The sequence below is a fragment of the Paralcaligenes sp. KSB-10 genome, assembly GCF_021266465.1.
In the GTDB taxonomy this organism is placed as follows: Bacteria; Pseudomonadota; Gammaproteobacteria; order Burkholderiales; family Burkholderiaceae_B.
Genome location: NZ_CP089848.1, coordinates 2486563 through 2509844, shown reverse-complemented (window position 1 = coordinate 2509844; position 23282 = coordinate 2486563). Strand labels below are relative to the sequence as shown.

At 59.4% G+C, this 23282-nt stretch carries 20 protein-coding genes; 9 read left to right on the top strand and 11 right to left on the bottom strand.

What is annotated here, in order from left to right:
* Positions 1-108 precede the first annotated feature (108 nt).
* The gene (locus tag LSG25_RS11410) at positions 109-885 is read right to left on the bottom strand and encodes an IclR family transcriptional regulator (RefSeq protein WP_232741053.1); all 777 of its coding nucleotides are present in this window, start codon (positions 883-885) and stop codon (positions 109-111) included.
* A gap of 321 nt (positions 886-1206) precedes the next feature.
* On the opposite strand from LSG25_RS11410, the gene LSG25_RS11405 reads away from it, so the two are divergent.
* The 5 genes from LSG25_RS11405 to LSG25_RS11385 are packed head-to-tail and all read left to right on the top strand — an operon-like array spanning position 1207 to position 5228.
* Positions 1207-2208, top strand: coding sequence for a 2Fe-2S iron-sulfur cluster binding domain-containing protein (locus LSG25_RS11405; RefSeq protein ID WP_232741052.1), 1002 nt, complete (start codon positions 1207-1209; stop codon positions 2206-2208).
* Between the two features lie 45 nt (positions 2209-2253).
* Positions 2254-3609 (top strand): aromatic ring-hydroxylating dioxygenase subunit alpha, encoded by a 1356-nt coding sequence (locus LSG25_RS11400; protein ID WP_232741051.1) that lies wholly within the window; start codon positions 2254-2256, stop codon positions 3607-3609.
* A complete protein-coding gene (locus LSG25_RS11395; RefSeq protein WP_232741050.1) occupies positions 3606-4418 on the top strand; it encodes an SDR family NAD(P)-dependent oxidoreductase in 813 nt (270 codons plus the stop codon). Before LSG25_RS11400 ends, LSG25_RS11395 begins: the two co-directional genes overlap by 4 nt.
* A 19-nt stretch (positions 4419-4437) precedes the next feature.
* On the top strand, positions 4438-5022 hold the full coding sequence (locus LSG25_RS11390; protein ID WP_232741049.1) for a 3-phenylpropionate/cinnamic acid dioxygenase subunit beta: 585 nt from the start codon (positions 4438-4440) through the stop codon (positions 5020-5022).
* Between the two features lie 8 nt (positions 5023-5030).
* On the top strand, positions 5031-5228 hold the full coding sequence (locus LSG25_RS11385) for a hypothetical protein (RefSeq protein ID WP_232741048.1): 198 nt from the start codon (positions 5031-5033) through the stop codon (positions 5226-5228).
* A gap of 140 nt (positions 5229-5368) precedes the next feature.
* Here LSG25_RS11385 and LSG25_RS11380 read toward each other — a convergent pair whose 3' ends face one another.
* A complete protein-coding gene (locus LSG25_RS11380; protein ID WP_232741047.1) occupies positions 5369-6088 on the bottom strand; it encodes a nucleoside deaminase in 720 nt (239 codons plus the stop codon).
* Between the two features lie 313 nt (positions 6089-6401).
* On the opposite strand from LSG25_RS11380, the gene LSG25_RS11375 reads away from it, so the two are divergent.
* Positions 6402-6848: an SRPBCC family protein gene (locus tag LSG25_RS11375; RefSeq protein ID WP_232741046.1), complete on the top strand. Its 447-nt coding sequence runs from the start codon at positions 6402-6404 to the stop codon at positions 6846-6848.
* Between the two features lie 41 nt (positions 6849-6889).
* Positions 6890-7132, top strand: coding sequence for a DUF6429 family protein (locus LSG25_RS11370; protein ID WP_232741045.1), 243 nt, complete (start codon positions 6890-6892; stop codon positions 7130-7132).
* 126 nt (positions 7133-7258) lie between these two features.
* Here LSG25_RS11370 and LSG25_RS11365 read toward each other — a convergent pair whose 3' ends face one another.
* The 6 genes from LSG25_RS11365 to LSG25_RS11340 form a co-directional block, all read right to left on the bottom strand.
* A complete protein-coding gene (locus tag LSG25_RS11365; RefSeq protein WP_255696558.1) occupies positions 7259-7774 on the bottom strand; it encodes a DUF1697 domain-containing protein in 516 nt (171 codons plus the stop codon).
* Between the two features lie 57 nt (positions 7775-7831).
* Positions 7832-8860, bottom strand: coding sequence for a LysR family transcriptional regulator (locus LSG25_RS11360; protein ID WP_232741043.1), 1029 nt, complete (start codon positions 8858-8860; stop codon positions 7832-7834).
* 47 nt (positions 8861-8907) lie between these two features.
* Positions 8908-9387, bottom strand: coding sequence for a carboxymuconolactone decarboxylase family protein (locus tag LSG25_RS11355; protein WP_232741042.1), 480 nt, complete (start codon positions 9385-9387; stop codon positions 8908-8910).
* 189 nt (positions 9388-9576) lie between these two features.
* Positions 9577-10458, bottom strand: a complete 882-nt coding sequence (locus LSG25_RS11350) for an RNA polymerase sigma-70 factor (RefSeq protein ID WP_232741041.1) — start codon at positions 10456-10458, stop codon at positions 9577-9579.
* 47 nt (positions 10459-10505) lie between these two features.
* Positions 10506-11366: a class I SAM-dependent methyltransferase gene (locus LSG25_RS11345; RefSeq protein WP_232741040.1), complete on the bottom strand. Its 861-nt coding sequence runs from the start codon at positions 11364-11366 to the stop codon at positions 10506-10508.
* 19 nt (positions 11367-11385) lie between these two features.
* Positions 11386-12039, bottom strand: coding sequence for a thiopurine S-methyltransferase (locus LSG25_RS11340; RefSeq protein WP_232741039.1), 654 nt, complete (start codon positions 12037-12039; stop codon positions 11386-11388).
* Positions 12040-12087: 48 nt separating this feature from the next.
* Here LSG25_RS11340 and LSG25_RS11335 point away from each other — a divergent pair, with 48 nt between their 5' ends.
* Positions 12088-12372, top strand: a complete 285-nt coding sequence (locus tag LSG25_RS11335; protein ID WP_370635856.1) for a SlyX family protein — start codon at positions 12088-12090, stop codon at positions 12370-12372.
* Positions 12373-12399: 27 nt separating this feature from the next.
* Here the strand turns inward: LSG25_RS11335 and LSG25_RS11330 are convergent, their stop codons facing one another.
* The 3 genes from LSG25_RS11330 to LSG25_RS11320 form a co-directional block, all read right to left on the bottom strand.
* Positions 12400-17121 (bottom strand): hypothetical protein, encoded by a 4722-nt coding sequence (locus LSG25_RS11330; RefSeq protein WP_232741038.1) that lies wholly within the window; start codon positions 17119-17121, stop codon positions 12400-12402.
* Between the two features lie 9 nt (positions 17122-17130).
* Positions 17131-21381: a hypothetical protein gene (locus LSG25_RS11325; RefSeq protein ID WP_232741037.1), complete on the bottom strand. Its 4251-nt coding sequence runs from the start codon at positions 21379-21381 to the stop codon at positions 17131-17133.
* Between the two features lie 200 nt (positions 21382-21581).
* Entirely contained in the window at positions 21582-22235 is a 654-nt protein-coding gene (locus LSG25_RS11320; protein WP_232741036.1) for a glutathione S-transferase family protein, read from the bottom strand.
* 152 nt (positions 22236-22387) lie between these two features.
* Here LSG25_RS11320 and LSG25_RS11315 point away from each other — a divergent pair, with 152 nt between their 5' ends.
* The gene (locus tag LSG25_RS11315; protein WP_232741035.1) at positions 22388-23230 is read left to right on the top strand and encodes a PhzF family phenazine biosynthesis protein; all 843 of its coding nucleotides are present in this window, start codon (positions 22388-22390) and stop codon (positions 23228-23230) included.
* The last annotated feature ends 52 nt before the right edge of the window (positions 23231-23282 follow it).

Here is a 23282-nt window from a genome sequence, read left to right as displayed (position 1 = left end):
GCTTTTTCTTAAGTATGGTGCCGGCTCGGGTGCTGTCGATTGAATACCTGAAATGCTTGAGTGCGTGAATATCCGGATGAAAAAATGAAGTAAAGGTGGATTTACACGCTATTTTGAATGCGCCGGTTTTTCGAGGCAGCCCAAAGCCTCTGACAACTGGTGCCCCGCAGTTTGAAGCAGTGCTGCGATGTTGGCTATCTTTTCCGATTGCATCCGTACGCCGGGTCCGAAAACGGCAAGCGATCCCGCGATTTGGTCAGCGCTGCTGAAAAAAGGGGCCGCCACGGCGACCGCGCCTTCGATGAGTTCATCTTGGCTGATGGCATAGCCACGTTTGCGTGTGGCCTCCAACTCCTGCGTGTAAGTTTTTAATGTAACGGGCAGGTCGGAAATGTATTCCCGCAATAGTTCCTGGGATGGCGACAGATACGCGAGGATGGCTCGGCCGCTCGCGCCGCGGACAATTTTTTCTTTGTAGCCCACGCCTCTTTTAAAGCTTAGTGGGTGCAGGCTTGGCAGTTCGGCAATGCACATTCTGTACGCGCCTTGAGGAATGAACAAGGCAACCGTTTCGCCGGTCGACTCCCAAATGTTTCGCATTATCGGTTGGGCAAGCGCGCTGATATCAAGACTGGAAGTCCATACATGGCTAAGATGGGCAACCGAAGGGCCAAGCCGAAATTTCTGAGGATCCCCGGCCGATGTCAGAAATCTGTTTTGCTCGAGCGTATAAAGCAAGCGGTACAGGGTCGGCCTGCTAAGGTCGACTCGCTTGAGAAGTTCGGCGACGCTTAGTTCGTAGTCAGCCGCGGTAAATGCCATAAGAATTTCGAGAGCTCGATCTACCGCTCGAACACCATCAGCCAATTTCTCGGGTTTTGCCATATTTCTCTTTATTGAGTGTGGCGATCGCGCCCGTAGGCCGATCGTGCGGGTACGCCCATCATTATTTGTTGCAGCGCTCTTCTCAAACATTATAGTCAGAGAGCGGCAAGCCTCTCGCCGCCGGCGCTCGCCTATCAATCGTCGTCTTGGCATGCGCTCCGGCAATTCTTGCCGGGACCGGTGTCCACCGGACTGAAAACAGTCAAACAAAACTCCCTGACACGCCAGAAAAATTTGACTTTTATGGTGTTATCCGTACAATGATATTTGAGTCCATTGTATGGACTCAAATATTTAGCGTAATTTGTTCCGGAAGGCTTTATGAGCAAGGTCCCGATAACTCTTCTTTTTTCCGATGGCGCGTCGCGCCGCATAGAAGGTCAATGCGGAGAAAGCGTCGTACAGGCGGCGTCGAACGCCGGCCTCGGTTTGTTGACCGATTGCAGCAATGGACAATGCGGCACTTGTGCGGCCAATGTCGTATCGGGCTCCATTGAACTCGGGGAATACGACAGGGCGGTGTTGCCGGATAGCGATCGCCAGGACGGCGCGATTTTGTGTTGTATTTCGAGGATAGCCGAGCCCTGCGTTATTGAATTGCCGTATGAGCTTGCCGAGGCCACGGCCGAGGAACCGCCGCCGATCTCCGGCCGCATCGTGGAGTTGAGGCAAGTCGCTACCGAAACGATGCTGCTGGAGGTGGAAGTCGAGAACGAGGTGGATTTCCAGCCTGGGCAATATATGCGGATGCGGCCTGAAGGCGCGGAGGACTGGCGCTCCTATTCGATGGCATGCACCTCCGGGTCGCGTCGGCTGCAGTTTTATATCCGGATTGTGGAGGGCGGCAGCTTTTCGTCGTGGCTGACCCAGTCGGCGCATATCGGATCTGTGCTCGAGCTGTCCGAGCCGCACGGCAGCTTCTTCCTGCGCAAAGAAGCCAGGCCACGCCTCTTTATAGCAGGGGGAACCGGTCTGGCGCCGTTCCTTTCCATGTTGGAGTCGATTGCCCAGGACCCATCTGAAAAGGAAATTTCCACAACCCTGTTGGTTGGCGTGCGCAGCGGTACGCACTTGTTCGCGCTCGATCAGTTGGGGAAATTGCGCGACAAGTGGCCGGCGCTGCAGGTGAACTATGCCGCGGAATCCAATCCGGTTGACACCTGCCATACCGGATATGCCACGGATCTTATTACCGATCTTGGCTTGGATCCGTCTACCCGTGTCTATCTTTGCGGCCCTCCCGCAATGGTCGAGGCCGGCCGCAACGCCGTCGAAGCGGTTGGCCTGGCCCGCCGGGACATGCTTTGCGAACGCTTTACTTAAGATTCCGCGCATTCTTTGCCCATATCCATAACGTAGGTTCCTGTCATGAATACATCTGTTTATAGCCGTATGGTCGACCTCAAAAAAGGGATGATCAGCCGGGAAATCTTCTCCAGCAAAGAAATCTTTGAAGAGGAGCTGGAAAAGATTTTCACCCGTGCATGGCTGTTCGTGGGCCATGAAAGCCAAATTCCGAATCCCGGCGATTTCTTCACTTCCAGGATGGGAGCGGAGTCAGTCATCCTGGCGCGTGACAAAAGGAAGAAGGTCCATGTATTCCTCAATTCCTGTCGTCATCGCGGGATGAAGGTTTGCCAGTACGACCATGGCAATACCCAGTTGTTCACGTGCCCCTACCATAGCTGGAGCTACACCACCGAAGGCAAGCTCTTCGGCGTGCCTCAATACAAGGCCATTTACGAAGGGTGCCTGAATAAAGACGACTGGTCGCTGATCGAGGTGCCGAATATCGCCACCTACAAGGGAACCGTTTGGGCAAGCTGGGATAAGGACGCTCCGGATTTTCTGACGTATTTGGGCGAGGCTAAAACCCATCTCGATCTGGCACTCGATTGCCGTGATGGCAGGGAAGGCGGTTCCGAGGTGCTGGTGGGGGTGCACAAGTGGATTATTCCCTGCAACTGGAAGTTCGCGGCCGAGAACTTCCTGGGCGATACCTATCACAACGTCAGCCATCGGTCGGTGGATTTGATTGGTATCGGCCCGAGCGCCGAATTGGGTGTGAAAGGGCGCCGCGACAACGAGCTTGAATATGCCAAGCATCTCTGGGTCAATTTTCCCGCCGGCCATGGTGTGCATAGCGCCATTCTTCCCGAGGACATGCCGTTCGTGGACACGTTCCAGAACAATCCCGTAGTGGCGGAGTATTTCCGATATTGCCATGAAGAGCGCAGACGCCGGCTTGGGGCCGAGCGCAATCGGCTGGTTCCGTTTGTCGGCACCATCTATCCCAATGTCTCGTTTCATGGCAAGCAGCCGCGCAACTTGTGCATCTGGCATCCGCATGGGCCGGAAGCGACGGAAGCATGGCGTTTTTTCCTGGTCGATGCGGACGCGCCTCAAGAGGTAAAGGACTTCCTGCGCAGTTACTACATGCGGTATTCGGGTCCGGCGGGCATGACCGAGCAGGACGACATGGAGAACTGGAACTACGCCACGGCCGGCAGCCGCGGTGTCATTGCCAAGCGGTATCCCTATAACTACCAGCAGTCATTGGGCAAAGTCACGGCGGATGGGCCAGTCCCGGGCAATGTCAGCCTTCAGGTCAGCGAAGAGAATCCGCGCCAATACTACCGCCGTTGGCGTGACTACATGTCGGGCGCCGATTGGAACACCCTCTTGGGCAAGAACGACAAAGGCCCTGCGAGTTTTGCCGAATGAGCGCGCCCATTAACGGTCCTGTCTCCATCGTTACGGGGGGCACCTTCGGCCTGGGCCAAGCCATTACTTTGGCCTTGGCCCGGCGTGGGCACCGCGTGGTCGCTTTCGGGCTGGAGTCCCCTCAGGTTTCCAGTACGGCGCAGGGCTTCGACGGGCTTTACAAGGCCATCGCCTCGGCTTCGCTGGGCGGCCGGATAGAGCTGTTGGAGGCAAACGTTGCCGACGAGCAGGACGTGGCGCGTGTCATAGCCCATGCGCTCGACAAGTTCGGCCGCATCGATGGCTTGGTCAACAACGCCGCCATCGGGCCGCTCGGCACTGTGCTCACGACTGAGCCGGGCATGGTGGATCAAATATTGGCGGTGAATGTGAAGGGCGTCTATATGGCCAGTCGGGCAGTGATCCCCCACATGGCTCGGCAAGGAGGAGGGTCGATTGTGAATATTGGGTCAGGCGCCGGCCATGGCAAGCCGAACATGGCCATCTATGCGGCCAGCAAAGGGGCGGTATTGGCGCTTTCGTCGGCCATGGCATATGACCATTTTCATGAGCGCATACGCGTCAATGTGGCGATACCGGGTGGCGGCGGCATTATCTCCGGGATGAGTGTCGGCCGATTCGGCGGCGATGAATCCGTCTTTAAGAGCCGGCCCGCCGTCGGTACGTCGGCGGGGCGCCCGGCAACTGGCGATGACCTGGCCAATGCCGTGGCTTTCTTGCTTTCGAGTGAGGCCGAGGCGATCTCCGGAACGGTTATTGACGTCGGATGCTTTGCCCACCAAGGCGGTCCTGTCCCTGTCCGAATCTGATTAATCCAAGGATATTGCTATGACTGACACCGATCTGCAAGAAAAAGCCCAAGAGGTCCCGCCTATTACGCGGGACGCACGCTACTACGAATTGAAGCGAGAGATCGAAGAACATCTTTACGACGAGTGCGAGCTGCTGGATACCCGTCGCTTTTCAGAGTGGCTGGATACGCTGGCCGAAGATCTTGTCTACTTCATGCCGATGACTTTCAACGTGAAATCCGGTACGCACGATAGCAGCGAGCGTACAAGGGAAGAAAAAGACATGAGTTGGTTCAATGAAGGCAAATGGACCTTGACCAAGCGTGCCGAACAGATCATGACCGGCGTTCACTGGGCGGAAGAACCTCTGTCCAGATTGTGCCGCCTGGTGAGCAATGTTCAGCTCACGGCTATAGGCAAGAATGCCAATGGCGAGGACGAGGTCAGCGTCCGCAGTCGATTCCTTACCTATCAGAACCGGTGCGAGTACGAGCAGTATTTCTTTGCGGGTCAGCGCTATGACCGCCTGCGGCGCGTCGATGGAGCCTGGAAATTGACGCGCCGGGAGATCCATTTGCCGCAGAACGTGCTGCTGGCCAAGAATCTGACGATGTTTTTCTAGGAACCTCCATGTTGAACCTTATGCAATTGAAAGTAGGGCAAAAACTCCAGCTTCGCGATGGCAGGCTTGGGGAGATTATCGAGAACTTCGGCGATGGCATCTGGGTGCAGCTTCGGTTTGCCTCAGAAAATGGAGAGATGGATCCCGGGGACGACGGTGAGTTGATCCATTGCGAAGAAATCGCCGGCCTCGCCGAAAAGGAGTGACTCCGCATGGACGAGCGTTATCTAAGTGACTGTGCCGTGTGTCCATCTAACGGAGCCAGGTCGAGAGCAGTCGTTGGCACCTAGGCCACTCCATCAATCCATATTTAGGTTTGCCTAGGGGGTTTTACGTATATCAGTTCTTAATAAGGATGGCGGTCTTTCTTGGCCGTCCATGCCTCGTAGGCTTTCAGTCCAACGTCCCGTTCAAAGTTTGGAGTGACGGCGATGCGCCTTTCTTCCCATGGCTTGGCGAAGTCTTCGTACTGGAAGGCGTCGTCAAACCCTATCTTGCTGGTATCTTTCAAGCTGGCCGCAAAATAGACATGGTCGATGCGGGCCCAATAGATGGCGCTCATGCACATCGGGCAGGGTGCGCCGTTGATGTAGATCTCGCACCCTTTAAGCATGCGTGCACGCTCGGGCACGGGGTCGGGCGACCCGGCTTCGCGCGGGATCATTTCAAGAATGGTACCCGCGCCGTATTCGCTGCCAAGCAACGCTTTGGGGTTAAGCCTTGCCGACGCATCCATGATGGCCGTGATTTCGGCGTGAAATACAGGAATGCCGGTCAGCAGGACACGATTCTGGCCCCGTCCGATGATTTCCCCATCTTTCACAATGACCGCTCCAAATGGGCCGCCCCAACCCTTTTCGACAGATTCGATCGCCAGGCGCGTGGCCTCTTCCATAAACTTGCGCTTGCCTGGGTCTGTGATGACCTTGGCCGATGACTTGGATTGCGCCGCGCCGACCGGGTCGCTTGACACAACCGCCGCGGCGGCCAGCGTGCCGGCCAAAGTGCGCGTAAGGAATTTGCGCCGATCAACGTGCTGAGGGCAATTGCAGTCTGTTGGGAACATACGCTACCTTTATTGAAATTAGTTGTCGCAAAATACGACAAAGTATGTTAATGGAGATTCATTGACCAACAAACGGTGTTTACCCTTGTAAGGGATGGCCGCGTCCGATGATTTGTTCTTATGGCAATGGCCTTTCGGGGGCGGCCCCTGTTTTCACGGTTGGAATGGCGTGGTAAAAAAGACGAAGGGTGGCGAGGCCAAGGCCGCGCTACCTGGTCGCGCGGCCGCCTTGGCTATGCCTGCATCCGTTGGAGGGCGGCGGCTGCGGGTCGTAGGAGAACGCCCCACTTTTCTACTGGAGGGCTTGCACACCATGACTACCGGAACCGTTCATTTCCACCGCGTCTTGCGCGCGCCCCCCGAGCGCGTCTATCGCGCTTTCCTCGAACCCGATGCGGTAGCGAAATGGCTTCCGCCTTATGGGTTCACTTGCCAGGTCCACCACATGGATGTCCAAGTGGGTGGTACACACAAGATGTCTTTCCGCAACTTCAGCACAGGCAATAGCGACTCGTTCGGTGGCGAGTACCTCGAACTCGTGCCGTTCGAGAAGATCCGCTATTCGGACCGGTTCGACAATCCGAACCTGCCTGGCCAGATGACCGTCACCGTTTCGTTGCGGCAGGTGTCCTGCGGTACCGAGATCACCATCGAGCAGGAGGGCATACCCGAAGTCATTCCTGTCGAGATGTGCTATCTGGGCTGGCAGGAGTCGCTTGTTCAACTGGCAAGGCTGGTAGAACCCGAGATTCCTGACTGATCGCATCTGTACATGTATCCAAAAAAGCTTGGGATGAATCCATGAATATCAATACCGATGCGATCGACGATGCCGTCCTTGCGCTTCTCCACTTGACTTTGCATGACGATAGCCGGGCCTGGAAGGGCTTCGATTGGGATGCGATCAATCGCCTTCATGAGCGAGGTTTCCTTGCCGATCCGGTCAATAAGGCGAAATCCGTGGTGCTGACTGAGGAAGGGTTGCGCGAATCGGAGCGTCTCTTCAAGCAATTTTTCGCGAATTCCGATAGCAAGAACAGATAGTTAAATAAATATCAGGCAGGCTGGCCTCGGAAACTTTGGTGATATCCCGTTGGTCAATGACGGGCCCCCTGAGATGCGTATCCGCTTCTCGCAGCGGCACTGCACCTGTGACGGTTCAGGCATGGTTCATGCGGCGGCGCATTTTCTGACCGTATCCCAGGTTCGCGTAGTCACCTCGGTTCCGAATGTTTTTTCGATCAGCCTCATGAACACCGGGCCTTTCTCGCCGAGCTCATAGGCGGCGAATACTTCGCGGTCGAGCATACACAGGATTTGAGCCCCATCGAGCTCAATCGGAAGCGCGAGCTTGCCAGTGTTGGGCTTGCGCAGGAAGCTAACGACGCGCTTTGCGTTTGGAGGAACTGTGAAAGCCGCATAGGGGTCGGATTCCAGCAAGCTGCGTAGCGACTCTACCGATCGCACGAACGTATGGAAAGTCCGGCCCATCGAATCCTGCATTGCGGATTCCGCTCTTCGTTCAAGCGACGTCCCCAGGCTGGAGCGTGCATCGAAAACTACGTTGCCGCTGGATAAAATTGTTCTTACGTTTGCAAACCCGGCGTTCTCGAAGCTATTTTTTAGCTCAGGCATCTTGGCGTTCATGGGGCTTACCCCCCGAAGAAAAGCGACGTATCTAGGCATGGCGTGTCTGTCCGGGAGGTGTGAAACTGTAGATTTTAAACCCTCGGCCAGGCGATATTACGGCTCGTCGCAGAGGATGGATAAGCCTGCCATGGAGCTCAGGCATTCCAGGTCGAGTGCCCGCGTATGTTCAGTCATATAGTCGATGAACACGCGGATTCTGGCCGGAAGATGCTTGCGGCTGGGATAGCATAGGTAGTGGCCGCCGTCGTCAGGGGCGTACTGTGCCAGGCAGGAAACCAATTGCCCGTCCCGAAGCAGATCGCAAACCTGATACGCGGGCAATTGCGCTATGCCCCGTCCGTCGAGCACCGCCTGCAGAATCAGGTCCATGTCGTTGAACGTGTGTTGCGCGGGCGGCTGGCATCCGCGGGCAAGGCCGTCGACCTTGAACTCCCACTCCCGGACACGGCCCGAAGCTTCCCGGAAGTTGATGCAGCAATGCGTTGCCAGCTCGTCGATATGACGCGGCACGCCATAAGCCTGCACATACGCGGGCGAAGCGCATACCGTTGTTTGCATGGGTATTAGCTGCCGCGCCACGATCTCGCTGTCTTCCATGAGTCCGTCGCGAAATGATACGTCTATGCGGTCTACGGTGAAGTCGGCCGGATGGTCGTTCAGCAGCAGTTCCAATGTAATCTCGGGGTATTGAGCGTGAAAGCCGCGCAGCAGCGGCGCGACGATCTTGCGCCCGAAGCCGGGTGTCGAATGGATGCGCAGATGGCCTCGCGGCGGCCCCTTGCGCAGTTCGCGCATATCTTCCAGGGCCTGGACGATGCGCGCCACGCCCGGCTGGCAGTTCTCGTAGAATAGTTCGCCCTCGCGGGTCAGTGATGTGTTTCGCGTCGTGCGATGAAATAGGCGCGCGTCGAGCTGCGCCTCGAGCTTTTGTACGTTACGGCTGACCGCCGAGCGGCCGATGCCCAGGCGATCGCTCGCTCGGGAAAAGCTGCCCTCGTTGGCGACGGCCAAAAAAGCAACAACACCGGCGTAACTGGTGGCAAAACTGCTTGCAAACGGATCAGCGGCGCTAGCGGCAGGTTGGCGTGGGTGCGGTATGAAAGTGCGAGTCGTGGTGTCCATACACGACTAGACGTATGAGCGCGGCCATTTGTGACATTGCCCGCCGCTCAGGCAAGGTTCGCCTTGTCCAGGCCGTAGGCCTTGTCGGCCGAGCCCGGTTCGGTCTTGAATGCGATATTCACACGATTCCATCCGTTGATGGCCATCAACGCGAAGGTCAGATCCGATAGTTCCTTCTCGGAAAAATGAGCCCGCACCTGTTCGTAGATATCGTCGGGCACGCCGTGTTCAGGCAATTTCGTCAGCGCTTCCGTCCACGCGAGTGCAGCGCGTTCGCGCGGGTCAAACAGCGCGGATTCACGCCAGATCGCCAGATGGTGGAGACGCAGCTCCCGCTCGCCGTGGATGCGCGCCTCCTTGACGTGCATGTCCAGGCAAAGCCCGCAGCCATTGATCTGCGACGCGCGGGTCGAAACAAGATTGCCGATTGATGCATCGATTGTGCTGTCCTTCAGAAGATTACTGAATTCAAGGAACTTCTTGAACAACTCCGGCGATTGCTGAATATAGTTGATGCGTTGCGTCATAATTTCTCCAAGCGACAATGAGAAAAAACACCCTGTGATTGTCAGGTGTCGATAGCGGCAACAGGCCGCGGGAACTCATATTAGGCTTGAGGGGCGCGCAGCGGTAGACATTCAGACGGGCTCACTGTGTTGCCCCTCGGGCACCAAACAGCGTCATGATGGGCATGCGCACTGGAGGTGCCTGGGCGCTTAACGGTTGTCGTATGCCGCGGCGATGCGCGCCAGCTTGTCGGGATTGCGTTGAGCGTAGATACGGGTGATGCGCTTGCCGTCCGATTCGAATATTTGCGCTGCTTCGAGCTTGCCCTGGACAAAGGGCAACAAGGCCCATTGGCCATTGAGCATGGCAAATTCAATATGAAGGTCACTCTTATAGCGCAGCGATACGGCAAAAAAGAGCTGCGCAATGCGCCGGCCGCCCACCATAGGCTTTGGAAAACTGATCACCTGGCCGCCGCCATCGCCCATCAGTACGGCATCTTCGGCAAGCAATGCGTTGATTGCGGCCAGGTCGCCGCTCTTGAGCGCCTGCACGAAGGTTTGCAGCAGGCCAAGATGAATCTCGCGCGGCACGACGGGCCGAGGGCGGTCGTCGCGTAACTGTACTTTTGCGCGGCTCACCAATTGACGGCACGCCGCTTGCGTCTTGCCGATGGCTTCGGCGATTTGCGGGTAGTCCGCGTCAAAGACTTCATGCAGAAGAAAGGCTGCGCGCGCCTCGGGAGTCAGCCGTTCGAGCAGCACCAGAAAAGCCAGGGACACATCGTCGGCGCGCTCTTTGATCTCTTCGGGCGTGGCCGGTGAGACGGTCATCTGAGGTTCGGGTAGCCATATGCCCGTATAGTGTTCGCGCTGAATCTTTGCCGCGCGCAGCCGGTCGATGGATAGCCTTGTCGTGACTGCAACAAGCCACGCTTCCGCGTTATTGATGTCTTGTCGGGCAGCTGCATGCCAGCGCAGCCAGGCATCTTGAACGATATCTTCGGCTTCGGCAAGCGATCCCAGCATCCGGTACGCAATTTGCTGCAATCGCGGGCGAAGCTGGTTAAAAACATTGGCGTTGTCGTCCATGAACAGATTTCCTCGTGTACTAAATCATGCAAGCACCGCATGAACAGCTAGGTGCTTGCCACCAGCAGTTCCTCCGCGTTGTTTGGCGGGCGCAGGCCATCTGTCCTGCCCAGGAAGTAGCGCTGGGTAAGATCGGCCGCCGAGACGTGCCGCGCTTCTCTGAAGCCTGCTTCGTGGGCCAGCGCCAGGATCTCCGGCGGGGTAAAAAAGCTGAGAAAAGGCGTTCCGCTTGCCCGCGCCCCTTTCTCCGCCATCTCCAGCCCTGGACGCACCTCGGGGTCCGCCATGTCAAGCGGGAGCAGGAATGTCATGGCGAGCGTCGAGCCGGGGGCAAAGGCCGCGACTTGGCGCAGCGTGGCCGTGTTCGCCTCCTTGGTGAGATACATGCTGACTCCGGTGGAGACCACGATTGCGGGCTTGCTGTCGTCGAAGCCGGCAGTCACGAGCCCGTCTCGCCAGGCCTCTCCGGCCTCGAAATCGACGGGCACGAAGTGCAGCCCGTCCGGGATGCCGAAGCCGAGCTCGATCAGGCGCCGACGCTTCCATGCCTGAGGGCCCGGTTGGTCGATTTCGAATATCCTGAGGCTGGATGCGACTTCGGGTCGGCGCTGTGCGAAGCTGTCAAGGCCGGCGCCAAGGATGACATATTGGCCAAGCCCGCTGCCTGCCTGTTCCTCGACCAGGTCTTCAATGAAGCGGGCACGAGCCACGATCGAGGCGCGGAAGGGGCGCGTGAATTGCGGGTCCATGTCCCCGCGATGGCGCCAATCCGGGTCCGGGGCCAGCAGTTCAAGGCCGATTTTGTCATCCAGCACAGGCGGTGGGGAGTCGGCCTCGACATGCAGGGCGCGCCACAAGGCGACTCGCGCCGCCGTGCTGTCTGGCGCGGCATCTTGCTTGTTGTGCATGGTTTTCAATCCTGCTTGTTTATTTATCCAGCCGATACACCACTGTGCGCATATGGGTCAGGCCACGCGCGGCGAATTTGGGCTCTTTGTCCAGGACGTCGCGCTGGTCGATGGCCTGGATTCGCCATGTTCCGGCATACAGGCTCTGGACTTCGGCGTCGAGTACGGCAAAAGGCGGGCCATCCATCTGCTGCTGGGGGTAGTCCAGTGTGATGAGCAACCCGCGGCATTGGGGGGGAAGCTGCCCGTAGATATGCTGGACATAGCGCTGGCGCATGGCGGGGGGCAGGGCGATCAGGGCGGCGCGGTCGTAAACGCCGGCGCACTCCGCCAGGGTGGCCGCGTCCAGTGAAAAGATATCGCCGCAAATGACTTCGATATTGCCGGCGATAAAGTGGCGCCCCAGGAGCGTATCGTGGCTATCGGGGTGCAGCTTGTTTTCCGCGAAGAACTGCTCGACGGCCAGCGGCGAAAGCTCGACCGCCAGCACGCGATGGCCTTGTTCGGCCAGCCAGAGGATATCCAGCGATTTTCCCGAAAGCGGCACGAGTACGCGGCTGCCTGCGGGCAGCGCCAGGCTCGGCCAGTATTTTTGCAACAATGGCATGACCCGGCTCTGGTGAAAGCCCGTTTGCCCTTCGCGCCACCGTTGTAGCCAGAAATCAGTTTTCATGTGTTCTCCTATTGCGCGCATTGCCACCGTTGACTCGACGGTGGCCGTATGGTTTATATGGTACAGGCGTTTCCGGCCCGATGGCTCGCTCATACTAAAATAGCGGCTTTCCCATTGCAGGTGCGCACCGTGACCATCGAACAGCGTTTAGTCGAGATTGAAATCAAAATCACGCGGCAAGAGGATTTGGTGCAGGAATTGAACAGCCTGGTCTATCAACAGCAAAAAAGCCTGGACGAGCTGCGGGCGCTTTGCACAGCGCTGGTGCGGCGCCTGGGCGAGGGTTCGGGCGGCGCCGATCCTTATGTGCACGAGAAGCCGCCGCATTATTGATGATGTGCCGATTGCGCGCGTGGCTTGTCAGGGGCTTTGAATCTCGAAGAATGCGGTATATACCAGGCGTTCTTCCACCACACGCCGCCGCCGCGTTGCCCCGGCGGCGACCTGGGGCACGGAGCGGTCGGTGTAATACCGCTCGTATTCCCGCACTGCCACACGTGCAGGCCGGCCGTTTACGCCGGGCAAGGTTGCTTTAGTCGTCCAGATGGTTGGATCCAGCAGGTCGCCCAGGCCGGGAATATCGAGTATGGGTGGCCGGGAGGTAATTTCCCCTGCGGAGATGTTGCCGGCTGGCCGTGTGGCGCTCAATGTGCGGATATCGACCGCGCGGCCAAGCGAGTCGCGAACGGAGGAGGATACCGGCCGGGTTGATATCGGCAGTTGGAAGATGGGCTTGCCCGGCTGGGCTATGCCGCCCTGGGGCGCTTCGCCGCCGAAAGACTCGGCCAGGCTGGACGCCAGCAGCGCGGTATCGGTCCAGGCAAGGTCGCTGTCGAGTGCGGGGTCGCGTGTCTGCAGCACAAGCTCGACTTTGTTCCGGCCGGTTTCAGTGGCCTGGCCTGGGCGGGGAACGAGTGAAATGTCCTGATATTCCGAATCGATGGGAAATTTCATCGGGCCGTGCCCTGGCGTGCTGCCTCGCAGGGTGAATGTGAGCTCGGCGCCATTGCGCTGGAATGAGGCACGCCGCCGCGGCAGCACCTGGGCGAAGTCGGCCAGCACGACCCTGGAGGTCTTGGCCGAGTCGATGGCGTTTGGCTGGTATCGTACCAATGCCAGCCGGACAAAGGGCATATAGCTTTTGCCCGGGTCCAGCTCGATGTCGGCATACCACAGCCCGCGTTCGGCATTCCAGTAGACGCGATGTCCAACCACGTGCACGGTTTGGTTTGCATCTTCCTGCAGTTTGATATCTTCGTGGGTAATGCAGGCCGGAAAATCGGCGGCCCGTGTACGGTATTTGGGCAGATCGGTATCCCAGAGAGGGTCGAGCCCCCACTGAGTCACGAGCGGAACCAGTCTGTCGGGGATATCGGTAAACCGCTGGTTTTCTCCAAGAATGACGACACCCAGCAGTTCCCCGTCTCCGGAGGAAAACCAGGGCCGTTCCAGCCAGACGCGCAGGCCATTTCCCACCCGTGTGACTTCAAGCGATTGCTTGCCCGGCGTTTCTTGCCAGAGGAAGGTGGGTAGCGTGTAGAGCAGTTGCGGTTCGTCGGGTGGGGCGCTTGCAAGAACCAGGGTATTAGGGGCATTTCCCGTGCCATTGGCAAGTACGGGGGCCCCCGGATCGTTGTCGGCGCCGACCGTAACCAGCGGGCCTTGGGCAATCGGGCCGATGCGCGTCACCTGGTCGCGCTGTTCGTAAAGCGCGGCGGGCAGATATTCGCGAAAGCGGGTGGTCGCGCGCAGCGTGTAATGGATCAGCCTGAATTTCGTGTCGCCGAATTCGTGGCGGTCGCCACGGGCGCGCGGGCTGGTGGTGGTGACAGGCCGCTGTTCGTCGACCGCGTTGCCAAGGGAGAAAAGGTTGGGGTAGTTTTCCGCCAGAAGCACTTCGCCGAGCGCTCCGTGCGAAGCCTGCAGTTGCGGGCCTGCCGGGTTTTTGGGATCGTCTACCCATTCGTGCCATGTCGCTTCGATCTCGATCTTGCCCGTGCTGGGCCCATGCAGGCGCACACGCGAGCCCAGGCTGGCATGCAGGGCCCCCGCCTCGCGCTCGGCTGTCAGCTCCAGCAGTTCGGGAGCACATACAGGTTGCTGTGTTGCGTGTACCAACACCAGTGATCGATAGGGTGTGATCAGCCAGTTGCAGCCCAATTGCGCCATTTGCCGTACAAATGCCTGCTGGCCCTCGGAGTCGACCCAGTCGGGTATGCCGAAGGTATTGAGCAGCGCCTTGTTTACAAAGCTGGAGTAGCGCAGGCGCACGATTCGGCCTTTGGGAACGAACAGGGTAAGAACCCGCTGGGTTTCATCCCATTTCGGCAGGCCCTCGTCGCTGTAGGTTTCCTGGCAAGGCGGGTCTTGGAGCGCGCCGACGCGTTCCGCAAGCACGATACGCAGGCCTTGCGTGTCGGGCCATGCCTGGCTGTAAGACACGAGCAGCACGAGCTCCTGGCTTGGCGTCATGACGACGGCCGTGTTCGGGCCAAGGACCATGGGCCCGGTAATTCCCGGCAGGCTGTGCCCGGCCGCCGCGCGCAGCGCAAAGCCACCGGCGGCGCCATCCGGCAAGTAGGGCGTTTCAACCCGCGCTTCCCGGTGGATGACATACTGCCCCGGTGCGAGCCGGTCGCCCGTAGGATTGTCGGCAGAGGGCAGCCGAGGTGGCAATGCCGTGGTCGTGGCGACGTTCTGCAGCGCGGCGGGCGTGACCAGTTCAATCTGGGTCGCGGGGCTTGCATCGTACAGGGTGCGGGCGTCGCGTGCCGCGATTTCGTAGGCCTTCTTGATGCCTGCGGGATTTGCGAACAGCGCGTCGAACAGGCCATGCGTTTCGCACTGCAGTTGTGACGATTTGGGCGGCACGACATGTCTTTCACTGATCGGACCGTATTCGAAGTCGGCGGAGGCGGGGAGCGCGATGGCCGCTGAAAATGCCGCCGTGCCCAGGTAGGTGCTTGTGCCGGCGTCCCAGTTGCTGCGTATCACCAGGCGCTCAAGAGATTCACCTTCGCTGGTACGGGCACGGTGCAGCAAGGGAGGCGGGTCGACTGGTTCGAAACGCCAATACGTCACCGGGTCTGTGACGTTGCCATCGTCTTTCAATGCGGGGTCTTCGAGGGAAAGGCTGTTGCCGGCCAGGTCGACGACGCGTGCGCGAAAACGGTAGGCTGTGCCGAAGCGCAAGCGCGCGAGGCTACCCTTGAGCGCAGAAAAACTGACGGCCAGGCCGTTGCCGCCACTGGTGATTTCGTCTTTGACCGCCTCGGGCGTCTCGCCTTGAGTGCCGCTTGCCGCGTCTTCGTAGGCGCGCAGTGTGCGGCCGGGGCGCGGCGCAACCAGGCTCCATCCGGCCCAGCGGAACAGCGATTCGTGCAGATAGTGATCATCGGGGTCGACGCCGTCGGCGGCATTGCCTGCCGCACTGGTGGTCGAGGCGCCCTTGACGTAGCCTTCGTCGTCCGGCAGGTTTATGGTTGCGTCGCTGCCCGCGTAGCGATATGTGCCGTGACGCTGGCAGAGCGAATACCAGCGGCCTGGCCTGTCGGGCAGATAAGGCTGCACGTCTACCCGATAGCCGCGCAGCACGTCTTCGGTGAAGAGCACGATTTTCCCTGATGCCGCCGAACCGGACTTGATAGCCTGGTCTTTCAGCGCGGCGGCCGCGGCATTTTGCGCAATGATGGCGGCGCGTCCGTGGCGCGATACGCCTAGCCCGCCGGAGCGCAATGCGGCCACGGCCTGCTTGCTGCCCGTGGTGTAGGTGACCGCGCCGTCGTTGCCCGGCACCAGGCTTTTTGCAATCAGATTCTGCGCCGACAACAGGAAGTTGACTGTTTTCAGCGCAGTGGCATCCGGATCAAGTTGATAGACATCGAACGCGCTCTGGTTTTTCTTGGAACCCCATTGGTCATTGGCAAGGTGCAATGCGAGCAGGCCGTGTTCGTGATCGCTGCTTCGGGCACGTGTCGTGAAATGGAGGGAGTCGGCGTGCCATGCGGTGCGGGGGCATGTGTCAGCGGCGGTGTCGTGCGTGCCGTTCCAGTGCAGTTCCAGAGACATAAGCCCCTGGGTTTGCGCCGCAGAGGCAAGTTGCTGGTCGATTACGGAGTCGGGCGCCAGTACGCAATCGATGACCAGCCCAAGACGACGCAGCAGTTCGGGGTAGTCGCTGTATGACGCGATGATGCGATGAAAGTCGAATTCAGGGAGCTTTGGCGGCGCTGGTGTTTTGGATGGATCCGGCCTGCGCAGCGCGCGTTGCGCGGGGCTGGCCTGCGTGCGCTGATAGAAGCGGTTCGCCTGATACAGCGTGTATTCCGCCGCAGAGTTCCAGAGCGCCATCAGGGCGTCGTCGGGGGCCCCGTTCGGGGCATGCCAGTCGGAAGGCAGGGCCCGGATCGGGAACGTGCCACCGGGCCGTGGATTGCCCTGGCTGTCGGTGCCTATGCCCACCATGGCCGCCTGGTACCTGCTTTTCGGGCCGAAGACCATTGCTTGCAACTGGCGCGAGGGCCCGCCTTTGCTGTCGTTGTCCAGGAGGCGGTCGAAGCCTGGCAAGGGAACTTCGAAATGTTGCCGGTCGGTATCGATTTTTTTTGTACGAGTGCCGAACTCGGTCAGCATGTCTTTGAGGTCGGGATGTGCGTCTTTCCACGGCAGCAGCGTGGGGTGCGTGCTGGTGGATTGCACTGCCAGACGGCTGTAATGCCTGCGCACCAGGCCCAGCACATTGCGTACCGCGTATGAGCGCAGGTTGACCTGGCTCATATCCTTGAATTCGAAGCCGGCTACCGGTGTTTGCCCGGGGAGAAGCCGCTTCCATAGCGCTGGATCGGGTGTGCTCGTGGGTATTAGCTTGACTGTCTTTGTTCCGACGCGCAGCGCGAACTCGGCCTGTTGGAGAGTGAGCGGCCACTGTTGCCAGTCGTCAAAGGCTTTAAGTATTTGCTCATCAGGCGCCTCGGGAGTGAGCCGCGGCGAGGCAATGATGGAGACGCGCAACTGGCCGGCATGGGGGCCGTCGGTGGCGCGACCGTTCGGGAGAACCGTCCAGACAATGGTTTGCTTGGCCATACCGGTTCCTCAGGCAAAAGCCTCGGCGTATTCGCGCCAGGCATATTCGGTGGTGTCATCGATCAGGGCCAGCTCGTCGGCCAGCGCAAGTTCAGGCTTCACACCCATCAGGTCGCGGAAAGATGGGTCGCCGTTGGAGCCGGCGAATTTTCTTTCACAGCTGACGGTGACGCTGGCCGAAAACAGGAAAACCTCGACTTCGATGGTCAGCTCGGCCTTGCCTACGCATTTTCCGCTTTCGAACTCGTAGTGCAGATCGAGGTACAGTTCGATGGATGCCGTGATCAGACCCAGTACGCTGACGCTTCCCCCCAGGCGGAAATATCCTGTCAGTGAACAGTCGGTCTTTTCCATGCGGAAATAAACGCCGGCCATGACATGTACGCCGCCCGACGCCACACCGAGATCGATCGAGATGCTGGCGCCGAACTCGAATGCAGCTTCAAGAATCTGGATGCCGCTTGGGTCGAGTGTGATGCCGAAGAAGCCGCCGCCGCCGAACATGCATACCGACAGATTGAATGGCTGTTCGCGGGAGCAGAAATTGAAACGCACAGACAGGGGCTGACCGATGAACGGTACGGTAAAGCCGGCTCCCAGGCTCAGGTTGGACAGATTGAACACGCCGATGGCTACACTGGGTAGTGCCACATCGAAGCCGGCGTCGATGCCTTGCGTGGTGATGTCCAGGTGCGGTGGATCGGAAAAGCCATCGAGCGGAATCAGATCGCGCAATGTCTCGACAAACGAGAGCGGCCCGACGAATTTGATGTCGGTGAGCCGCACATCGACATCCATCTTGGCAGCTGAGTCGACGCGAAATTCTATTTTTTCGAAGTTGAGCTCGATAAAGCTGGCCGGCGCTATCAGGACCAGGTCGAAACTCTTGAGGGAACAGACGACTGAAATTTTCGGTGCGCTTTGCCCATTTTTTTTGACTTTCGCTTCGACCGCGACAAGAAAGCCGTGTGTGTCGTTGGCGCGAAATAGCGGCGGGTCGCCGGCTTTGAATGCCCAGCTGTTGATGGGTGGATTCCAGTCGAAGCGAATGGTCAGTTCGTCGCCGGCCAGCATTTTCAGCAGGTCCAGGAGCTCGGTTGCGCCCTCGAGTACCTGCAGCACCGTGTCGATTGCCGCGAGCGCGATTTTTTTCGGTGCGCCGTCCAACAGGCGCGAGGTCGTGAGTGTGTTGCGAATGGGCGTAATTGCCGCCTGCACGTCCTGCAGGAGGGTCTTGAGCTCTGTGGGCTTGGAGAGCAGCTCACCTATTTGTTCCGGGTGGCCGACGATCGCATCCAGCGCGGCGAACAAAGTCTTGCCCTGCGCGATGAGCACCAAGATGGTGCCCACATCGTCCAGCAGGGCATCGATGACGCTGGCAATTTGCAGCAGGCCCTGACGAAAGCCGGCGGGTAGTGATACCCCGCCCACCGAGGCGTGCGCGGCAGTGCGCAAGCCGGCCGTTGCCGCTTTTGCCGTGGCAATGGCGCCGGGCAGCTCAGGCAAGGCCGGCGCTGTATCGATCGATGTGCCTATGAGTTTTTGAACTTGTGTTGCCACGTCGTCGAGCGCGGACATCAGGTGCGTGAGTTGAGTCTTTGCGTCGGCCACCAGGGAGGCGGCGTAGGACTGCGCCTGATCAAGCAGATCGAGCAAGGTATGCTTGACGGCATCGATCGCGCCCTTGGCGAGGTTGCCGGGTTGGTCGGACAGTTTGGATACCAGATCGAACAACTGTACCAAGCCATTGATGAAACTCTCCGCCTGGGAGGATGCGTTGGAGGCGAACCGGGGAACCTGTTCGGGCTTGTCAGCCAGATTGCTGATGGTCTGGATGACATCGCCAAGCGGGATACAGCCGAACAGCAAGGGCAGGGGCAAATCGGACAGGGATTTCGGGAATGCATCGGCCCCCGTCATTTTGCCCGCGATGAAATTACTGACGTTGCCGCTTACCGGGCCCACAAGGCGAGAGACCGCGCTGGGCTTCAGGTTTGGCTGGACAAAGCCGCCCGAGCGATCGCCCTGGGTGGAGAAGTCGAGCATGGCCATGCCGCTTTCGGACAGGACGTCGGCATAGACCTGGCCCTGATTGCCGTTGGAAAAGCCGTTTTTCAGGTAGTAGGCGTTCCATTGGATGGTGTTGGCCTTGGCACTGCCGGTCAGTTGCGCCAAGGCTGGAATTCGTACTTTGCCTTGCGTAATGCATGGGTAGAAAATGGCCTGCGACAGACCGTTGCTGTAAGCACGCAGTTTTGCATTGTTCTTTTCGACGACGGCATCGAAACTGATCTCGTCCGCCTGCAAAGTGGTGTCGCCGGCCTTTAGGCTTTGCGCCAGGGATACCCGCTGCTGCCTGAATTGTGCGGTGCGACGCGCCTGCGCGGCCGGCGCGCGCCAGGCATCGGCCGCCTTCAGTGCGTTGGCCTCGGCGGCGTCATAGTCTGGCGAGAGCTTGCTGCCGACCTTCTTTTGCGGGTTGGCTAATGCATTGTCCATGAAGATCATGGGCAGATCGAATTGCACGATGCGCCCGTCGAGATCGGTGGCGGTGCATTTGAATCGGAATGGCGCGCCGTTCACATAGGGCCAGAACAGGAGCTGGCCGCCGAAAATGGCGCTGCCAGTGCTGGCCGGGTCGTCAAGATTGGGCGTGACTTCGGTAAGGATGCGCACGCTTGTAAATGGCATCTGGCGGTACAGGAAGATGCTGCCGTCTTGCGTGGTGAGGCTTGGATCGGCATAGCGGCGTTCGTGTTCGCGCACTATTAGAAAGTGGCGATGGCGCATGTAGGCCGTATTGCCGGGCACCTGTTCCACAACGAGATTGCCTTGGCCGTCGCGCGCGCCGTTGTGGAATTTTCGTTCGCTTACTTTGACCAATGCCACACGGTGGCCAAATGGAAACAGCAAGCCTTTGTAGACCACTCGCACGTAGTGGTCGCGGCCCATGGTGCCGCGATGTACCCATTCTTCGAGTGACAGGCCGGGGGGATCCCAGCTACCCCGAGAGTCGAGCCAGGCGCCGAGCGACGACAGCATGAGCAGCCTGGCATCGATAGGTAGCGGCGTATAGTTTGATACCGAGAAGTTCGACGATAGATGGGTGATCTGGAAGCGGTCGAAATCGTTCAGTGGCATGCGAAATGGAGAGGTGTCCGATAGCGGCAGGTCGGCCGCTATCGGGAAGCCTGATTGCATGCTTTTGCTGGAGCCTTCGCCGGTCAGCGCCCAGACTGCGCGCACTGTGCGCTGCGGGTCGGGTGTGGGTGGTTCGATCAGGCTGCCGTCGGCGGCTGGCGCCACCAGTCGGGAATGCCACAGCTCGGTCCGGCGGGTTGCCTGCGATGTGACCGGGGTACTGGCGTGGTGCCAGCGTTCTCCTGCATGCGGGCTCAGGATGAGTCGCCAGGGAAGTTCTATGGCGGTTTGCTGCGGCCCCGGGGCCGATGGCCGTGGGCTGAGCCGGGGCCGTCTTTGCTTCGCGTTGGCAGCAGGGCTGCCGGCATGAACACCGCTTGCGAGAGGCGCCGCCATGTTCTTGCGCAAAGGGCTGAGCCCCGGGCCGCCGGTAGCATGACGCAGGAGCAGTGTGGTGGTGTCGCCCTGCAATGTTGCGATTTGCAGGCTGCGGATCGCAAAGCTGGCCAGCGCGGCACGTTGAGTGGCCTTGAGATCGCCGATATTGCGCGCGAATAGATCGCTGAAGTGAAGCGGCTGTTGGCTTTGGGCGGGCGGCAGGGCATTGGCGGGTACTGCAGGCGTGAGCGGCTGGATGGCTGTCAGCAGTCCTTCGAGCGTGTAGGGTACGTTGAAGTCGTCGGGTACGGTGAAGGCCAGCCGGGACTCGCCGGAAATTCGGGAACGTACTGGCGGACCGGTAGGTACTTCGGTGCCGGCATCGCCAGGCTTGGTTTCATAGAAGGTTTGCTCGGTGATGGATTGCGGCGGGAAATGCACGACCAGCGTTGCAGGCCCTGGCTTGTCCTTCTTCAGGCGCGGCGGTGTGCCGGGCACGACCGCAAGGTTGTGGAGTTCGAAGCGCAGCGCAAGCAGATCGGCCGGGCGCACAACGGCCTGCCCCGGGCGATTGCGCTTGAAGAAATTTTCGTTGGGATCGGGCAGGATCGACGGAAGAGGGATCCGGGTTTTTTCAATCGGGATCTCTTTGGAGCCAGGAGCGGCGGAACCAGAGCCGGCGGGCAGTTTGCGGCGTTTTGAGGCAGCCGCAGCCTTCTGTTGCAATTTTATAGTAACCATATCCGTCCCCCCTGAGACAAAAATGGTATTTCTTCTTGCGGAACAGCGTCGTCTTTTCTTTTCCAGACAAGATATCAATCTCGGACAGCAAGGTCAAGCAGTTAATTGTTGTTCGCCGGGACTGGTCATCCGCTTCGACGGCGTTTAATCTTCTACGTCTTTTCACGGAACGCCGTCTTGTCGTGGCTGGCCGCTCCCGCCTATCTGGATGGCTGGGGCACGCCCTGTTCTTGCGCGAAGGCCATCGCCGCATCCATTTCGCGGGCCCGGATCATGGCGGGGCGCGCGAGCACGCGATCGATATAACTGCGAATGACCGGCAGTTCGGGTACGAGCTTGAACTTGGTGGTCCAGTCCAGGGCGCCGCCCCACAATACGTCGGCGGCGGTGTAGCGGTCGCCCAGCAGCCAGGGGCCGGATTCCAGTTGCTCGGTCAAGGTTTTCAGCACGGTGTCGTAGTCCCCGTAGGGCGACGTCGAAGGCGCTGCCGGCGGGTTTTTTTGCGCGCGGTCGACCAGCGCCGGTTCGAAGCAGGAGCCGTAGAACACCATCCAGCGCAGGTAGGGCCCGCGCAGCGGGTCGCCGATGGGCGGTGCGAGCTTCGCTTCCGGATAAAGGTCGGCCAGGTACATGAATACCGCGGGTTGTTCTGTGATCAACGCCCCGTCGTGGAGAATGGCCGGCACCTTGCCCATGGGATTGATGGCCAGGTATTCGGGATTGCGCTGCTCGCCTTTTTTCAGGTTGAGGGTGTGCAGATCGTAAGGTACGCCCAGCTCCTCGAACAGCGCCAGCGTGCCGCTGGAACGGGTGCGGGGGGAATGAAAGAATGTGACGCGGGGCGGGGAGCTCATCTTGATGGCACCTGTGGAGTCGCGAAGGAAAGATACGGCCGGCCGGACTTGCTGTTTGCCCGGTTTCAAGCCCTGTGATGCCTAGGGCCTGGGCTTGAAGTTATTCTACCCATAATTCGCTTATGCTAGAGGGGTTTTTCAGGAGTTAACAGATGCCAATATTGGCTTTCAAGCAGGTAGATGTGTTTGCGACGACGCCCCTCAAGGGCAATCCGCTTGCCGTGGTCATAGGCGCGGACGAATTAAGCGACGAAAAAATGGCGGCTTTCGCCAATTGGACAAACCTGAGTGAAACCACTTTTCTGCTCAAGCCCACATCGCCGGACGCCGACTACCGCGTCCGCATTTTCACGCCGGGCGGCGAGTTGCCCTTTGCCGGGCATCCCACGCTGGGAAGCTGCCATGTCTGGCTGGCGGCGGGTGGCCAGCCGCGAGGCGAGGAAGTGGTGCAGGAGTGCCAGGCCGGTCTCATTCGTTTGCGGCGCGATGACAGCCTCCTGGCTTTTGCGGCACCGCCGCTGCGCCGTACTGGAGCGGTCAAGCCGGATCTGCTTGCACAGATCGCCTCGGGCCTGGATATTGCGCGCGATGAAATCCGGGCATCCCAATGGGTCGATAATGGCCCGGGATGGGTAGCCGTGATGCTGGCATCGCGCGCCCAGGTACTGGCATTGCGGCCCGATTTCTCGATTCTCAGGAACGTCAAGCTGGGTGTGGTGGCGCCCTGGGATCGGCAATACGATGGCGAGGAGGCGCAGTTCGAGGTTCGCGCGTTTGTGCCCGGCCTGGGTGTGCCGGAAGACCCCGTTACAGGAAGCCTGAACGCCGGGCTTGCCCAATGGCTGATCGGCAGCGGGCATGCTCCCCGTTCTTACGTGGCGGCGCAGGGCACCGCGCTGGGCAGGATGGGCCGGGTACATGTGCAGCAGGCCGGATCCGACATCTGGATAGGCGGTGCAACGACCGTCTGTATTGAAGGTACGGTCAACCTTTGATCGGCGTGACAGGCGGCTCGGTCCGGGCGGAAAGCCCAGCCCTTGCCGCCGG

What these genes read in the sequence shown, in the direction of transcription:
- LSG25_RS11370 (WP_232741045.1), top strand. Translation starts at nt 6,890, where the DNA reads ATGAATATCAATACCGATGCGATCGACGATGCCGTCCTTGCGCTTCTC.
- LSG25_RS11410 (WP_232741053.1), bottom strand. Translation starts at nt 885, where the DNA reads ATGGCAAAACCCGAGAAATTGGCTGATGGTGTTCGAGCGGTAGATCGA.
- LSG25_RS11400 (WP_232741051.1), top strand. Translation starts at nt 2,254, where the DNA reads ATGAATACATCTGTTTATAGCCGTATGGTCGACCTCAAAAAAGGGATG.
- LSG25_RS11345 (WP_232741040.1), bottom strand. Translation starts at nt 11,366, where the DNA reads ATGCACAACAAGCAAGATGCCGCGCCAGACAGCACGGCGGCGCGAGTC.
- LSG25_RS11405 (WP_232741052.1), top strand. Translation starts at nt 1,207, where the DNA reads ATGAGCAAGGTCCCGATAACTCTTCTTTTTTCCGATGGCGCGTCGCGC.
- LSG25_RS11380 (WP_232741047.1), bottom strand. Translation starts at nt 6,088, where the DNA reads ATGTTCCCAACAGACTGCAATTGCCCTCAGCACGTTGATCGGCGCAAA.
- LSG25_RS11340 (WP_232741039.1), bottom strand. Translation starts at nt 12,039, where the DNA reads ATGAAAACTGATTTCTGGCTACAACGGTGGCGCGAAGGGCAAACGGGC.
- LSG25_RS11335 (WP_370635856.1), top strand. Translation starts at nt 12,088, where the DNA reads ATGGTTTATATGGTACAGGCGTTTCCGGCCCGATGGCTCGCTCATACT.
- LSG25_RS11385 (WP_232741048.1), top strand. Translation starts at nt 5,031, where the DNA reads ATGTTGAACCTTATGCAATTGAAAGTAGGGCAAAAACTCCAGCTTCGC.
- LSG25_RS11355 (WP_232741042.1), bottom strand. Translation starts at nt 9,387, where the DNA reads ATGACGCAACGCATCAACTATATTCAGCAATCGCCGGAGTTGTTCAAG.
- LSG25_RS11395 (WP_232741050.1), top strand. Translation starts at nt 3,606, where the DNA reads ATGAGCGCGCCCATTAACGGTCCTGTCTCCATCGTTACGGGGGGCACC.
- LSG25_RS11360 (WP_232741043.1), bottom strand. Translation starts at nt 8,860, where the DNA reads ATGGACACCACGACTCGCACTTTCATACCGCACCCACGCCAACCTGCC.
- LSG25_RS11320 (WP_232741036.1), bottom strand. Translation starts at nt 22,235, where the DNA reads ATGAGCTCCCCGCCCCGCGTCACATTCTTTCATTCCCCCCGCACCCGT.
- LSG25_RS11315 (WP_232741035.1), top strand. Translation starts at nt 22,388, where the DNA reads ATGCCAATATTGGCTTTCAAGCAGGTAGATGTGTTTGCGACGACGCCC.
- LSG25_RS11330 (WP_232741038.1), bottom strand. Translation starts at nt 17,121, where the DNA reads ATGGCCAAGCAAACCATTGTCTGGACGGTTCTCCCGAACGGTCGCGCC.
- LSG25_RS11390 (WP_232741049.1), top strand. Translation starts at nt 4,438, where the DNA reads ATGACTGACACCGATCTGCAAGAAAAAGCCCAAGAGGTCCCGCCTATT.
- LSG25_RS11325 (WP_232741037.1), bottom strand. Translation starts at nt 21,381, where the DNA reads ATGGTTACTATAAAATTGCAACAGAAGGCTGCGGCTGCCTCAAAACGC.
- LSG25_RS11375 (WP_232741046.1), top strand. Translation starts at nt 6,402, where the DNA reads ATGACTACCGGAACCGTTCATTTCCACCGCGTCTTGCGCGCGCCCCCC.
- LSG25_RS11350 (WP_232741041.1), bottom strand. Translation starts at nt 10,458, where the DNA reads ATGGACGACAACGCCAATGTTTTTAACCAGCTTCGCCCGCGATTGCAG.
- LSG25_RS11365 (WP_255696558.1), bottom strand. Translation starts at nt 7,774, where the DNA reads ATGCCTAGATACGTCGCTTTTCTTCGGGGGGTAAGCCCCATGAACGCC.